The 14,285-nt window shown below is 40.3% G+C and carries 12 protein-coding genes; 5 read left to right on the top strand and 7 right to left on the bottom strand.

The window, feature by feature from the left end; genetic code table 11:
• The first annotated feature begins 185 nt into the window (after positions 1 to 185).
• Positions 186 to 1,325 carry an anhydro-N-acetylmuramic acid kinase gene (locus AC5JMK_RS05645; RefSeq protein WP_096675394.1) on the top strand — a complete coding sequence of 380 codons (1,140 nt, stop codon included), beginning with the start codon at positions 186 to 188 and terminating at the stop codon, positions 1,323 to 1,325.
• Positions 1,326 to 1,490: 165 nt separating this feature from the next.
• Positions 1,491 to 3,050, top strand: coding sequence for a serine/threonine protein kinase (locus tag AC5JMK_RS05640; RefSeq protein ID WP_495909603.1), 1,560 nt, complete (start codon positions 1,491 to 1,493; stop codon positions 3,048 to 3,050).
• A 614-nt stretch (positions 3,051 to 3,664) separates the two neighbouring features.
• On the opposite strand, the gene AC5JMK_RS05635 is transcribed toward AC5JMK_RS05640, so the two are convergent.
• From AC5JMK_RS05635 to AC5JMK_RS05620, 4 genes are all read right to left on the bottom strand, one after another.
• The gene (locus AC5JMK_RS05635) at positions 3,665 to 3,865 is read right to left on the bottom strand and encodes an NblA/ycf18 family protein (RefSeq protein ID WP_096675396.1); all 201 of its coding nucleotides are present in this window, start codon (positions 3,863 to 3,865) and stop codon (positions 3,665 to 3,667) included.
• Between the two features lie 640 nt (positions 3,866 to 4,505).
• Complete coding sequence (locus AC5JMK_RS05630) at positions 4,506 to 5,231, bottom strand: Stp1/IreP family PP2C-type Ser/Thr phosphatase (protein ID WP_096675397.1); 726 nt, start codon at positions 5,229 to 5,231, stop codon at positions 4,506 to 4,508.
• 18 nt (positions 5,232 to 5,249) lie between these two features.
• Complete coding sequence (locus AC5JMK_RS05625; protein ID WP_096675398.1) at positions 5,250 to 6,935, bottom strand: ABC1 kinase family protein; 1,686 nt, start codon at positions 6,933 to 6,935, stop codon at positions 5,250 to 5,252.
• Positions 6,936 to 7,183: 248 nt separating this feature from the next.
• Entirely contained in the window at positions 7,184 to 7,513 is a 330-nt protein-coding gene (locus AC5JMK_RS05620) for a DUF6825 family protein (protein ID WP_096675399.1), read from the bottom strand.
• 251 nt (positions 7,514 to 7,764) lie between these two features.
• Here AC5JMK_RS05620 and AC5JMK_RS05615 point away from each other — a divergent pair, with 251 nt between their 5' ends.
• Both AC5JMK_RS05615 and AC5JMK_RS05610 read left to right on the top strand, forming a co-directional pair.
• Positions 7,765 to 8,751 (top strand): LysR family transcriptional regulator, encoded by a 987-nt coding sequence (locus AC5JMK_RS05615; RefSeq protein WP_096675400.1) that lies wholly within the window; start codon positions 7,765 to 7,767, stop codon positions 8,749 to 8,751.
• A 60-nt stretch (positions 8,752 to 8,811) separates the two neighbouring features.
• The gene (locus AC5JMK_RS05610; protein WP_096675401.1) at positions 8,812 to 9,189 is read left to right on the top strand and encodes a zinc ribbon domain-containing protein; all 378 of its coding nucleotides are present in this window, start codon (positions 8,812 to 8,814) and stop codon (positions 9,187 to 9,189) included.
• Here AC5JMK_RS05610 and AC5JMK_RS05605 read toward each other — a convergent pair.
• From AC5JMK_RS05605 to purD, 3 genes are all read right to left on the bottom strand, one after another.
• A complete protein-coding gene (locus AC5JMK_RS05605; protein ID WP_495909602.1) occupies positions 9,167 to 9,319 on the bottom strand; it encodes a hypothetical protein in 153 nt (50 codons plus the stop codon). The two genes, AC5JMK_RS05610 and AC5JMK_RS05605, sit on opposite strands and share 23 nt — an antisense overlap.
• A gap of 146 nt (positions 9,320 to 9,465) precedes the next feature.
• Positions 9,466 to 11,391 carry a two-component system sensor histidine kinase NblS gene (gene nblS, locus AC5JMK_RS05600; RefSeq protein ID WP_495909601.1) on the bottom strand — a complete coding sequence of 642 codons (1,926 nt, stop codon included), beginning with the start codon at positions 11,389 to 11,391 and terminating at the stop codon, positions 9,466 to 9,468.
• 167 nt (positions 11,392 to 11,558) lie between these two features.
• The gene (purD, locus tag AC5JMK_RS05595; RefSeq protein ID WP_495909600.1) at positions 11,559 to 12,836 is read right to left on the bottom strand and encodes a phosphoribosylamine--glycine ligase; all 1,278 of its coding nucleotides are present in this window, start codon (positions 12,834 to 12,836) and stop codon (positions 11,559 to 11,561) included.
• 299 nt (positions 12,837 to 13,135) lie between these two features.
• On the opposite strand from purD, the gene AC5JMK_RS05590 reads away from it, so the two are divergent.
• On the top strand, positions 13,136 to 14,092 hold the full coding sequence (locus AC5JMK_RS05590; protein ID WP_096675404.1) for an NAD-dependent epimerase/dehydratase family protein: 957 nt from the start codon (positions 13,136 to 13,138) through the stop codon (positions 14,090 to 14,092).
• The last annotated feature ends 193 nt before the right edge of the window (positions 14,093 to 14,285 follow it).

Here is a 14,285-nt window from a genome sequence, read left to right as displayed (position 1 = left end):
AATCACCATGTAATCTCTTGCGCTACATTTTGAAGTGCGGAATGTGGGTTAAAAAGCTAGTTTGTGATGTGAAGTAAAGGTATCCTATGAGAAATCTCGGAGAACTGGGTTCGCTGAAGGAAGATGGTTAACAACCAACAACCAACCACCCACCAACCACCAACAACTAACTATTAATAATATTTATGACTCACGTCATTGGTTTAATCAGTGGCACATCTGTAGACGGTATAGATGCTGCTTTAGTAGATATTTCTGGTACAGGCTTTGATTTACAAGTAGAATTGGTAGCCGCAGCAACATATCCCTACCAAGATGAACTCAGAGAAAGTATTTTGGCTGTTTGTGCTGGTGAAGCCATCTCAATGGCAGAATTGGCAGAATTAGATGATGCGATCGCCATTGCTTTTGCTCAAGCTGCACAAAATATTCAGAGCGATCGCCAACCAGCTACCTTAATTGGCTCTCACGGTCAAACAGTTTACCATCGACCTCCTCACAGTCGGAGTCTTGGTTACACTCTCCAACTCGGTCGCGGTGCTGTCATTGCTCAATTAACAAGTATGACGACTGTGAGTAACTTCCGTGTAGCAGATATTGCTGCTGGTGGTCAAGGTGCGCCCCTAGTACCACCTGTAGATGCAGCTTTATTCAGTCATCCTCAAGAAGCACGTTGTATCCAAAATATAGGTGGCATTGGTAATCTTACTTATCTACCTACTCGGCAAGATAATTGGTTAGAAAAGATTCGTGGTTGGGATACAGGTCCAGGAAATAGCCTCTTAGATTTGGCAGTCAACTATTTAACAAACGGTACGAAAAGCTATGATGAAAATGGCTCCTGGGCTGCTAGTGGTACTCCTTGCCATGCCTTAGTCGAACATTGGCTACAACAAGAGTACTTTCATTTGCCACCACCAAAGTCAACAGGTCGAGAATTATTTGGTGTTGATTATTTACAAAACTGTATAAAAGATGCAGAATACTACGAGCTTAATTCAGCAGATTTACTAGCAACCCTCACAGAACTAACTGCTGCTTCCATTGTTCACAATTACCGCACTTTTTTGCCTGAAATGCCACAAAAAGTCTTCTTGTGCGGTGGTGGTAGTCGCAATCTCTATTTAAAAAATCGCTTACAGCAGCTTTTAGAAACAATACCAGTTCTAACCACAGATGAAGTGGGATTCAGTGCAGATTTCAAAGAAGCGATCGCCTTTGCTGTCTTAGCCTACTGGCGACAATTAGACTTCCCTGGTAACTTACCAACCGTCACCGGAGCAAGTCAACGAGTATTGCTAGGAGAAATAAATTTTACTCAATAGTCAATACTCAAGGGTCGGGTCAAGAGTCGATTGTTAGAGTTAATGAACTGAGTCAAAAGTGGGCAAACTAGAAATATAAAACGAAGTAAAAATCTATCCTTTCCCTCTTAACCTTTATCCATCTTTAATATTTCCCTACTTTTGAATATTGGAGTCAAATTTTGTATGTCAGACCCCAAAATTGGTCGTTTACTCAGCAACCGCTATGAGCTTAAAGAGTTAATCGGAAGCGGAGCAATGGGTCGGGTTTATGGCGCAAAGGATGTTCTTTTGGGGGGTGTACCTGTTGCTGTGAAGTTTCTGGCTTTGTCAGTTCAAAATAAAAAAATGCGATTGCAGCAACGTTTTGAACGAGAAGCAAAAACCTGTGCTTTATTGGGACAAAAAAGTATTCATATTGTTCGGGTGATGGACTACGGCGTAGACGAGCATGATACTCCGTTCTACGTGATGGAACATTTACAAGGTAAAAGTCTAAACCATGTCATTCATAAGCAAGTCTGTTCTTTACCAAGATTCTTGAGCTTGGCACGTCAAATTAGTTTAGGGTTACAGTGCGCTCATAGTGGTATTCCAGTTGATGGCAAAATCTACCCAATTATCCATCGTGATATTAAGCCCAGCAATATATTAGTCGTTCAAGACGCCAGTTTTGGAGAATTAGCTAAGATCTTAGATTTTGGTATTGCTAAATTATTACAGGCAGATAGCAAGAGTACAAACTACTATTTGGGGACACTAGCTTATTCTTCACCTGAGCAAATGGAGGGTAAAAATCTAGACAACCGCTCTGATATTTATAGTTTGGGTGTAATGATGTTTGAAATGCTCACAGGAAAAATGCCTTTAATGGCGCCAACCCATTCTTTTGGAGCATGGTACAAAGCACATCAAACTCAAGCACCACGAACTTTTGCTGAAGTTGCGCCGACATTAAAATTACCAGAGCAATTAGAAAATTTGGTGATGAGTTGTTTAGCTAAATCACCAAGCGATCGCCCTCAAAATATCGGTGAAATTCTCAAAGTTTTAACTTCTCTTGAACAGCTTGATTTTACGCGCACTCAAGAAAAAAGCACTAATTTACCTGCTATTATCAATCCTCAATCTGTAAAAGCTGGTGTTGCTCACAAGCTTGGTAATAATTCGTGTGTATCTCCATTAAGTAATGAAATTGCACAACAAGCTTCCTGGCCTGAAAATAAACCCATTGCCAATATCGTTTTTCCTCAGTCTATCCATTTAAATGGAGAATTTAAACCTGCTTTATGGGTAATGCTACCGCAAGCAGAAATTCACAAGCGTTTAGTTTGTAATCGTTATAACCAGTTTCTTTTTATCCCTTCTCCTCACCCTATGCTGTTGTGGATTACTGTTCTCTATAACCACAAACATGGTTCTAAATGGCTACCTTGTTACGTTGATCTCAAAACAAACGTTGCTCAAGAAACCATTCGCTTGCTAGCACAAAACGGTTACTATCGTCTACTCATATTTACAATAGAAGCACCAAATCATTGCGCTCACATCATAATCTCGACTATTGCTTCTGCTCAACGTCAAAGGCTCCAACAGTGGCTAACAATGAGCAAGTCATTAACATCATTCAATGATCCTCAACTTAGTAAAAATTTACTTAAGTTAGAGTACGAAAAGATAAAACCCCAAATCGTAACAAAATTACAAGCTATTGATACAGATTTGACCTTCGATCTGTCAGGCTAATTTGAACAGAAAGAAGAAACTGCAACGAATTGACTTGTATCTATCTACTTGCTGTATAAAGCGAGGCAATATTAATTATTGTTAAGGAAAATTGTTTAGGAGTTGCAAAATACGCTTATAAGAAATATAAATAATAAAGATATAAATTAAAAAAAATAAGTTGGTTAGGGACTGTATTGTGATTATCTCTGTGCATTTAGTACTGTGAAGCAGTCATATGTCTAGAGATTAATAAAATATTTCTTTCGAGGAAATTTTCACTAGTATACAGACCCAGTTGACTTTTAAAAACATTCAATTGGTGTGATCAAGAATTAAAATCTAACAACATATGCTAACAAATCAGCAGTTTGTTGTAAGATTACGGGCGGGTGTTACACAGAATTTTGTACAAAGCGAGTTTAGAACTCCTTGTATAAGTTTTGTCTATAGGTTAGTAATTTCCATAGTTGGAGTTGAGCCATATAGAAGTTTGGTTTAATTACTTAGTTTTTGTAGTTGTTACACTTTCCAAGTTAAAATTTTTCATCAAAGTTGACGCCCCGACATCCCCAGCTCTTTTCACTTGGTGGAACCTAGCAAGAGAAGGAGGTCGCCTACCGCGACTCAGGATTCTATGCTGCCCAGCTAGAACCTGAATCTAACCCCCACTGATGTTTGAGCAATTCTTTGTAAGTTGCCTCCCTTACAACCATTTGTTCGTAAAGCTTGACTAAAAAGTCTTTAGCTTGGTCATGGCTCATGTTTTGGACTTGAGTAGCAAAAGAGCGGATGCTAAATTGCTGTTCTAAACTCAACTCAATAGGCTTATCCATAATTGGCTCCTGAAAAATAAGTACAAAGTTCGGTCAATGACAAAGGCTCCGAAGAGTCAGTTAAGCTAGTCTGTTATGCCTTGCACTTGTTTGTCTATCTATATTAAGAAAGATAACAAGTGTTTGGTGGTTTGCCCATATTCTTTTATGGGGATTTTTTGACTAACTTAAATCTTTAATTTTCATCCTACTGATATAAACCTCAAGTCTACCGAAGCTAATTCCGGTAAAAAGAAGGCTTTCCAGAAACGCTCTGGTGGACGAAATTCTCTTTTACTTTTGGAAATGGATAAATAAGGGGTGTAAAAGAGAATTATATTCGCCATACCCTATAAAGCGCAAGGTGTCAATTAACTAAATAATAAAAATTAAGCCTCTGTAGGTAAGTTTCTTCAGAGGTTAAATTTATATGTATCAAGTTGTAAATGAGAAAAATGCTCAGGCTGAACAAAATGATAAGTATATTTACTAAATAGGGGATCGGGGATTGGGGATCAGGGACAAAACAATTAAAAATACCTGCGGTAGTCGCTACGCGTCTACAAAATTCAAAATTCACGCATTGAGAAGAAGGGGACAAGGAGGACAAGGGGGTGAATATTTCTTATCTTTTCCCGTTCCCCGACCCCCTTTCCCCAAATCATTCAAAAGCAACGATGACAATAGTGATATTATCGTGTCCACCTTCTTTTTTGGCTGCTTCAACTAGAGCGATCGCAGCTTTTTCCACAAACAGACTTTCTTGAAGATAGGAAGCGATATTCTCATTAGCGAGTTCTTCTGTGAGTCCATCGCTGCATAATAGCAAGCGATCGCCTGACTTAACATCCAGTTGTCGCACATCAATCTGATGTAGGTCTTCACGCCCTAAACAGCGAGACAAAACGTGACGGAAAGGATGAGTCCGCGCTTCCTCTGGTGTAATATCGCCTATTTTGATGGCACGTGCTATCCAAGTGTGATCTTCAGTGATTTGTTGCAATTGTGCATCTCGGAAACGATATAGTCTAGAGTCACCAACATGAGCAGACCAAGGGGGTTCTCCATTACGGAAAATCACCACTACAGCCGTTGTTCCCATGTCAGATCGTTCTGGATGATTCTGTTGATCCTGTAAGATAGCTTGATTTGCCTGCCATAGAGCATCTTCTAACAACTGTGCTGAGGTTTTAGAAGAATCCCAATGGTCAAGCAAATATTTTTTCACTGCTTGAGCAGCAATTTGACTTGCTTGTTCACCTCCTGCATGACCACCCATACCATCAGCAACTATGAAAAAGCGCCCTTCTGGGTCAATATAGTAAGCATCTTGATTATTAGAACGAATAAGTCCCGGATCACTAATCCCGGTAAAACGAAGTTTCATATATTTTTTCTGCAAAAATTAATACATACGGTCATAGCGGTCAAGACGCATTAGCAGTCTAATTAGCAACCATAATACTGCGGTTGCGATCAAACCAATAAAAAGAGCCTGCCAAAAATAATTGTTTACAAATAGAATTGTCGCTGAAAGTGTAAAAGCACTTATGATTAATGCGTAGGCTATGCCAAGTTGAATATTGCTTTGCCGACGTAGTAGACGCTCTGTTTCTATAGATCGGACACGAAAGCGTACATCTCCACGCTCTAGTTTTTCTAGCGTATCTTCCAGTCTACGAGGGAGTCCAAGCGCTGTACTACTTACTTGGGCAGCTTGCCGACTTAATTCATTTAAAAAGCTATTGCCGTCAGAACCATTCATATTTGTCATAAGCTGCATTGCATATGGTTGGGCAACTTCCATAAAATTAAATTCTGGGTCTAAACCTTTGCCTACGCCCTCTAAAGTAGAGAAGGCGCGCATTACAAATGTAAATGTAGCTGGAAATCTAAAAGGCTGATCATAGGCTATCTCATACAAATCGTCACTGATTGCTGCTACAGACTGATTTTCAAAAGGCTTGTCCATGAAATTATCCAGCATATACTGGACTGAACGTCGTACAGGCCCCATATCTTCTACGGGTGCTAACGCGCCCAAATTGACCAAAGACTGCACAACGCGATCGCCATCTTTGGAAGCAATACCAAATAGTGTTTCCATCAATCCTTCTCGTACGTTGGACTTGATGCGTCCCATCATACCGAAATCGTAGAAAATTAAAGCTCCATCAGGACTAACAGCAATATTGCCAGGGTGTGGATCAGCATGAAAGAAACCATTATCAAGTAGCTGAAGTAGATAGGCTTGAGCGCCTTGACGAGCAATTTGCTTGCGATCTAAACCCGCAGCTTCTATAGCTTCGTACTGACTAATTTTTATCCCAGGAGCGTACTCTAAACTCAAAACTCGCGAGGAAGTATAGCGCCAGTAAACACGTGGTACTTTCACCCATGCGTAAGTGCGAAAATTGCGACGAAAAGTATCAGCATTGCGTCCTTCGCTCAGATAATCAATCTCTTCCCAAAGAATCCGACAACACTCTTCATAAATTCCGATCCAATCCCGCCCTCGTCCCCATTTTGGATGACTTTGGAAGTAGCGAGCTATACCTTTAAGAATTCTTAAATCAATTTCAAATAACTTTTTTAATCCTGGACGTTGTACTTTCACAACAACAGCTTCACCTGAGCGTAAAACAGCTTTGTGTACCTGTCCCAAGCTCGCCGCAGCTAGAGGAATGGGTTCAAAACTAGCAAAGAGTTCTGGAATATTCTTACCCAACTCTTGCTCAATAATCGTTTCTACTTGTTGGTAGCTAAAAGCAGGTACTTTATCTTGTAACTTTGACAATTCTTCTACATATTCACTCGGAAATATATCCGCGCGCGTAGAAAAAAGCTGCCCAACCTTAATAAAAGTCGGTCCTAAATCCAGCAGAGTGTTACGAATCCAGACTGCTAAAACTTTGCGTCTAGCAGCTTGCTTGACTTCCGTAACTCCACCTGCATAACTCCAAGATTTGTTGTAAAGCCAAAGTCTGAACAGTAAGGTCAACACAAATGACCAAATGTCCACAAACCGCCGTCTACTCGAGTAGTTTTCGCGATTCCAACGGTATGCCTTATCTGTATAACCCTTTTCCATATGCTTTGCTTACCGCTGGTTTTGAACTAAGTCAGTAGTAAAAAACGACACTTTTAATTGTGAAAAGCCAATCGTCAATAGTCATAAGTCATTGCTAGTTGGTCACTAGTTGATTTTTCTAAACAAAAAACTAATAACCACTGTACGGGCGTACTCTACCTTGCGGCTACCTACGGTAGGCGCGTTAGCGATTTCTGGTCAGTAGCCACTCCGTGTCTACCCGTAAGAGTAACGCGTCTACGCCCCTACTAACTACTTCTGCTGCTGCGATAACGTTGTAACTCTGTTCGCAAAAAGGCAATTTCTGCCCGCAGTTCATCTATCATGGCTTGTAAATCAATGGAATTAGTACCTGTATTACTAAATCCTGTGGTGCTTTCACCTGTACCAGCAGCATCAGCTGCTCGATTAGCTCGCTCTATCACTTCATCTGTGAACTGACGCAAATTTTCTCTCAGTTCCGCATCTAATTTGCCTACTTCGCTCAAAGCATCAGTGAAAGCGTTTTCCAGGCTTTCTGTCATGACTTCAGCGACTGCTCTACCGACAAAAAAAGCTTGTACAAGGGGGTTGCTCATAAATTTTTGTTACGTTCGTCCGCACAAAAATTATAACTTGCCTGCTTGCTTTACTGCTTCTACTTCAAGGCTTGTTGATTGGTGATTGTTGATTGTTAATTGTTGCTTATAGGACTAAGTTCAGGAGATTTTTACTTAAACAACCTTAACGTTGTTAAAGTAATGTATATTAAAACTAAACAAAAATTAAGCAACATTTTGTCTTGCTAATTTTTTTTATTTTTTTATTCAGACAACGCTCACACTGTTCTATGAAAAGTTCTCTGGCAGAAATTAGACAAAAGGATAGCCTCTCAAAATCTATTACTCTCGATCAGTTACAGGTATTTGAAGCAGCAGCTAGACACTGTAGTTTCACTCGTGCTGCTGAAGAGTTATTTGTCACTCAACCAACAGTCTCAATGCAGGTTAAGCATCTTGCACAGGCTATTGGTATGCCTTTATTTGAACAAGTGGGTAAGCGTGTTTACCTGACACAAGCAGGTCAAGAAGTTTTGCATACTTGTCGAGAAATATTGCAGTGTCTCGATCGCCTAGAGACAACTATTTTTGACTTGAAAGGAATGAAACAGGGACGACTGCGATTAGCAGCAGTGACTACGACTAAATATTTTCTTCCCAAGCTACTCAAGCCTTTTTGTCAACTCTACCCTGGTGTCAAATTATCTTTAGAATTTACCAACCATGATGCACTATTGGCTCGGATGCATGAAAATCTTGATGATTTGTATATCATGAGTTGTCCACCAAACAGAGAAGATATAGAGGTACAGCCATTTTTAGCTAATCCGCTTGTGGCGATCGCTTGTGCAAATCATCCTTTTGCCAAAGAACGCAATTTATCTCTGAAAGCTTTTGCTCAGGAACCTTTAATCATGCGTGAAGAAGGTTCGGGAACCCGCAAGATAGTAGAACAGTTTTTTAAACAGCATCAAATAGACTTGCAAATTAATATAGAATTGGGTAGTAATGAAGCAATTCAGCAAGCTGTAATTGATGGATTGGGAGTTGCAATCATCTCTATGCACACTCTTAATTGTTCAGAAGTCAGAAAACAGCTAGCAATATTGGATATTGAAACTTTTCCAATTCATCATCAATGGCAGGTAATCTTTCCCAAAAAAAAGCAGCTACCGATCACTGCTAGCACTTTTCTAGAGTATTTGCTCAAAGAAAGTCAAATTCTGTCTGCGAATAAAGAAAATCCCACGCAGGTAGTCGAAGCTTTGTGGTTTTAGTATTTTGAATCGAATTGGGAGTAGTTAAGATTAAAGTATTTACTCACTGACACTCAGGCTGTGGATACTACTACAACTACCTGTCCTCGTTGTCATCAATCTGTAGACAAACAAGCTATTACTTGTCCTCATTGTCGCGTTCAATTAAAAGCTTATGGTCATCCTGGTATTCCTTTACACAGGTCAACTGGAGAGCAATATCTTTGTGACAGTTGCACATACCATGCTGATGATAGTTGTAATTTTCCCCAACGTCCTTATGCCAAAGAATGTACACTATACCAAAATATTGAAGAAAGAGAATTGGAGTTACAGCAGTTACGAGAAGCAAACAGCTTTAGCAATACCATAAAAAATTGGATTAGACGCAATCAGCCTTTACTGTTGCTGTTAGCTTTGTTATTAATATGTCTAATCATTGCGATACTACAATTGTAATTCCTAATTTTTCATCGAATTTCTCCGGGATACCCCGACCGCTAGCAGCGATCGCATTGCTTCGCAACGCTTGCGCGAACGAGTAAAGTGTTAAGTCCCCTCGCCCAACACTGACAGAATGGCTTGGCATTACCCAACACCGTCGGTAAAACAGTTTGTAGATAGACCAGACTGGGGAAGTATCTGGTAGTACGTGTCAGTCAGTGTCTCAGTGGGCTAGTCAAACACGTAAGATTTACCTCTTACAAGCCCCACCTTCAACAAAGTAAGGTGGGGTTATTGACTAACTTCAGCAGAAGGTAATACAGGTTCTTCAAATACTGATAGATTAAACCAAAAGGTTGTACCAACACCAACTTCGCTAACTAAATGAACTCTACTGTGATGCTTTTCTTCAATAATATTTCTGACAATTGATAATCCTAAACCTGTACCTTCTAGAGTATGGACACGATTTTCTACTCTAAAGAAGCGATCAAAAATTGCTTGTTGGTCTTCTGGGCCAATACCTATACCAGTATCAGCAATTTCTATTCGCACTTGGGGAGGGCGATCGCCATCATGAGAGTGCGACTGTAGTTGATAAGCACGAATCATTACTTTACCACCAGAAGGCGTGAATTTCAGCGCATTACCGAGTAAATTCGCCAGTACTTGTAGCAACAAATCATAATGACCTACTACTAAAGGTAATTTGGGTTCAACTTCTTGATGTAGTTCAATACCTTTATCTTTGGCATTTAGTTGGTATGTACGCATTGTTTGTTCTATGGCTTGTGCTAGATCCACGCCGTCTAGGTTGTAACTGCGACCAGATTCTAGCCTAGATAAATCCAATACATCGTTTACCAAACGTGTCAAGCGATCAGTTTCATGATTAACAGTTAACAAAAAATCCTGTCGTTGTTCCGAACCTAATTCTTCGCCGTATTCGTGCAAAGTTTCAATAAAAGATTTGATGTTAAATAAGGGAGTGCGTAATTCGTGGGAAACATTACTGATAAATTGACTTTTAGCTTCGTTTAGTTCCACTTCTCTGGTGATATCTTGCACAGTAATGGCAATTCCTTTGACACTCTCCCTTTGTTGGTCAACAACAGTAGCTAAAAGAATGCGAATAGTGCGTTTACTCGGTTGAGTAAAAGGAATGCGGAATTCGGCGCTTTCACATTCCCCGGCTGCCATTTCATATAAACTACGTGTGATTTCTATTTGTACTGCTGACGGCAAGTAATTTAGAACACTTTCACCCACAACATCAACCCCTTCCCAACCAAAAATGCGTCGCGCTGTAGGGTTGACTAAAATTACCTGCATATGGTCGTCTATCAACACCGCACCATCAGCAATGGTGGAAACTAAAGTTTCTAACTTAGCTTTTTCAGCAGTTAGTTCCTCAATATTCTGTTCTTCGTAGCGTTCTAAACGCTCTGCCATTTCATTAAAGCTGAAAATTAGCTCTTTGAGTTCACCTCCAAATGGCAAATCAATACGCTGCTTAAAATTTCCCGCAGCTATTTGCTTGACTCCTAGTAATAGCTCTTTAATTGGTTTGGTGATGGTCAAAGCATTAATGACTCCTCCCAAAATTACCATTACCCAAATTGAAATAAATACAGCAATGGTGACATCGCGGGTAAAGTTTGAAGAAATAACTGCATTCGGATTGGGGTTGATACCGATCGCCAAAACACCCAAATATTTATTTTCCACTGTCAGAGGCACAAACACATCTGTGACGACACCATCCGGGGACATATGTTGTCGCACCATTGGTTTTTCTGCATCAGCAGCGTAATCCTCTGGTAGTTGGATGCGTCGTTCAATTGTCAAGGAGGTTTCAACTTCTGGTTCCCAAAATGGAATACCAAAATAGATTTTCCCCGTCTGATCAGCGTAAAGCATGTAACGCACGCTGGAAGTACTGCTGTAGAAGCGTTGAGAAAATTGTGCTACCTCAGTCAGGTTTTGATCAGCAATTAAGGGAGCAACGTTAGCAGCAAGCAGTAGTCCTAAGTCACGACCAAAACGAGTATCATTCAAACGGGCGTCTTGTTGAATGGTATTGATTGCCCAAAAGGTCAGACCACTCATCACCAAAGAAACCACCAAAGTTACAGCAGCCAATAGTTTGGTCTGGAGAGTAAACTCTAACCACCAATTCGCGATCGCTTCTTGGATATTTTTGAATAGAGCCAGCATTTTTAAAATAAAAATTTGTTATGTTTAATGGTTATTGCTATTAAATACGTCGTTTGTTGGTTGAAGCATCAGTAGGGGTGTAGGGGGATAGGGGTGTAAGGGAGATAATCAAGAACGAAGTAATAACATTTAGAAATGAGCGCTACCCTCCCCACACCCCCATACCCTCACACCCTTTTGAGTCTATGACCAATATCTCGCCGATAATATATTCCTTCAAAGTTAATACATCTGATAGCAGCATAAGCCTGTGCTAGTGCTTGCTCAAAATTTTCTCCTGTGCTAGTCACATTTAATACTCGACCTCCATCTGTCAGCAATTGCCGATCCTGTAATTTAGTACCAGCATGAAATACAATTGCTCCTTGTGCTTCAGCTTCGGCAATTGAGGCGATCGCTTTCCCTTTTTCATAAGTTCCAGGATAACCACCAGCAGCAGCAACAACTGTGGCCGCTGCACCTTGTTTCCAAGCAATTGATGGCATTTGTGCCAAGCGCTGTTCAATGCAAGCAAGCATTAATTCTTCTAGAGGTGTTTCCAAAAGCGGCAAAATCACTTGTGTTTCTGGATCACCGAAGCGACAATTAAATTCTAAAACCTTAAAATTGCCATCAGGAGTAATCATCAGTCCAGCATAGAGTACACCTCGATAGTCAATATTTCTGGCTCTCAAAGCTGCGATCGCTTTTTCTAATACTTCTGTTTGAACTCGTGCCATTAACTCTGGCGTTGCAATGGGTGCTGGAGCATAAGCTCCCATACCACCTGTATTTTCTCCTGTATCACCCTCACCAATACGTTTGTGATCTTGAGCTGGTAATAATGGCCGAATTGTCAAGCCATCTGTTAAAGCTAAAATCGAAACTTCTTCACCAGTTAAGCATTCTTCAATCACAACAAATTTTCCAGCATTGCCAAACTGTCCCTGGAAAATAGCCTCAATCGCTGCGATCGCTTGCTCAAGTGTTTGAGCAACTGTTACACCTTTGCCAGCAGCCAAGCCATCAGCTTTCACAACGATGGGGGCGCCATGATCTTTGACATAAGATTTCGCAGCAGCAGCTTGCGTAAATACCACACTATGAGCAGTTGGAATTCCTACTTCCTGCATTAAGCTTTTTGCCCAAGCTTTGCTTGCTTCTATTTGCGCTCCGGCTCTGGTTGGACCAAAAACCTTCAAGCCTTTAGAGTGAAGATCATCTGCTATACCCATAGCCAAAGGCACTTCTGGCCCGACTACAACCAGAGAAATTCCCTCTTTTTGGGCAAACTGACTTATACCCTCAAAGTCATCTATTAGTAAAGGCAAGTTTCGACACCGTGACATACTGGCTGTACCGCCATTTCCTGGCACACATACAACTTGCTCAATTTGCTTTGATTGCAATATTTTCCAAGCCAGAGCGTGTTCGCGCCCTCCATTACCTACAATTAAAACTTTCACTGATTTCCTCTTGCGTCCCTTGCAAGCGAGAATACCTAATGGCTACTCGCGGTTCAATTTTTTCACCAATTCTAGTATTTATGCAAGTAAATAAATTTAAATTGGTATATTTAATTTAATTTTCATGTTCCATACTGAACTTTTAACAATAACTAAGTACAGTTTTCCGTAAAAATAACTATGTATTTCAATGAAAACATCATACTTTTAAAAGTACTTAGAAAGTAATGGCAGTTAGTAGCTTCTAAGGATTAACCTGTGAATATTGATTTGCAAAAATATCCAAATAATAAAACACTATGGCTAAGAGTATAGTTACTGGATCTGCTGGTTTTATTGGCTCTCATCTTGTAGACGCATTGTTGAAACGGGGAGAAGAAGTCATCGGTATAGATGAATTCAATGATTACTACAACCCTGTTATCAAACGTCAAAACATTGCACATTTACAAAAAAATCCGGCGTTCACATTAATAGAGGGAAATATTCAGATTTTAGACTGGCACACACTTTTAAAAGATGTCGATGTTATCTATCATCAAGCAGCACAAGCAGGAGTGAGAGCCAGTTGGGGTCAAGGTTTTCGTGCTTACACCGAACGCAATATTAATAGCACTCAAGTTTTGTTAGAAGCGGCAAAAGATACTCCTTCTCTCAAAAGGTTGGTGTTTGCCTCTACTTCGAGTGTGTATGGTGATGCTGAAACTCTACCTACCCATGAAGAAATTTGTCCCAAGCCTGTTTCACCTTACGGAATTACTAAGCTAGCAGCCGAGCGTTTATGTGGACTTTATCAGAAAAACTTTGGTGTACCATTTGTATCTTTGCGCTACTTTACTGTGTATGGGCCAAGACAACGCCCTGATATGGCATTCCATAAATTTTTTAAAGCAGTTTTAACAGATGAAGCTATTCCGATTTATGGTGATGGACAGCAAACTCGAGACTTTACCTTTGTCAGTGATGCTGTTGCGGCTAATTTAGCCGCCGCTACCGTACCAGAAGCTATAGGGGAAATTTTTAATATTGGCGGTGGTAGTAGAGTCGTTTTAGCACAAGTGTTGAAGACAATGGAAGAAATAGTTGAGCATCCCATCAAAAAGAACTATATAGAAAGAGCTATGGGAGATGCTCGTCACACCGCAGCAGATGTGTCAAAAGCACGAAGTATTTTAGGATATCAGCCACAAGTTTCCCTATATGAAGGGTTAAGCCAAGAATGGCAATGGATACAATCCTTTTATTTACCTGCGTAGAAAATTAGGGATTGGGGATTGGGGAATTAAATTAGCAGCAAACCTCTAATACCATTTCTATATGAAGACGCATATAAAGAACCCCACCGCCTGCGGCTACGGTGTACACACAAGTTATCGAATTGCTACCAGTTCTCAAATTACCCCTCCCTAACCCTCCCCTTGCAAAGGCTACGGTGTACACACAAATCTA

The organism is Pelatocladus sp., from assembly GCF_059505505.1.
This window is presented reverse-complemented; position numbering and strand designations above follow the sequence as displayed.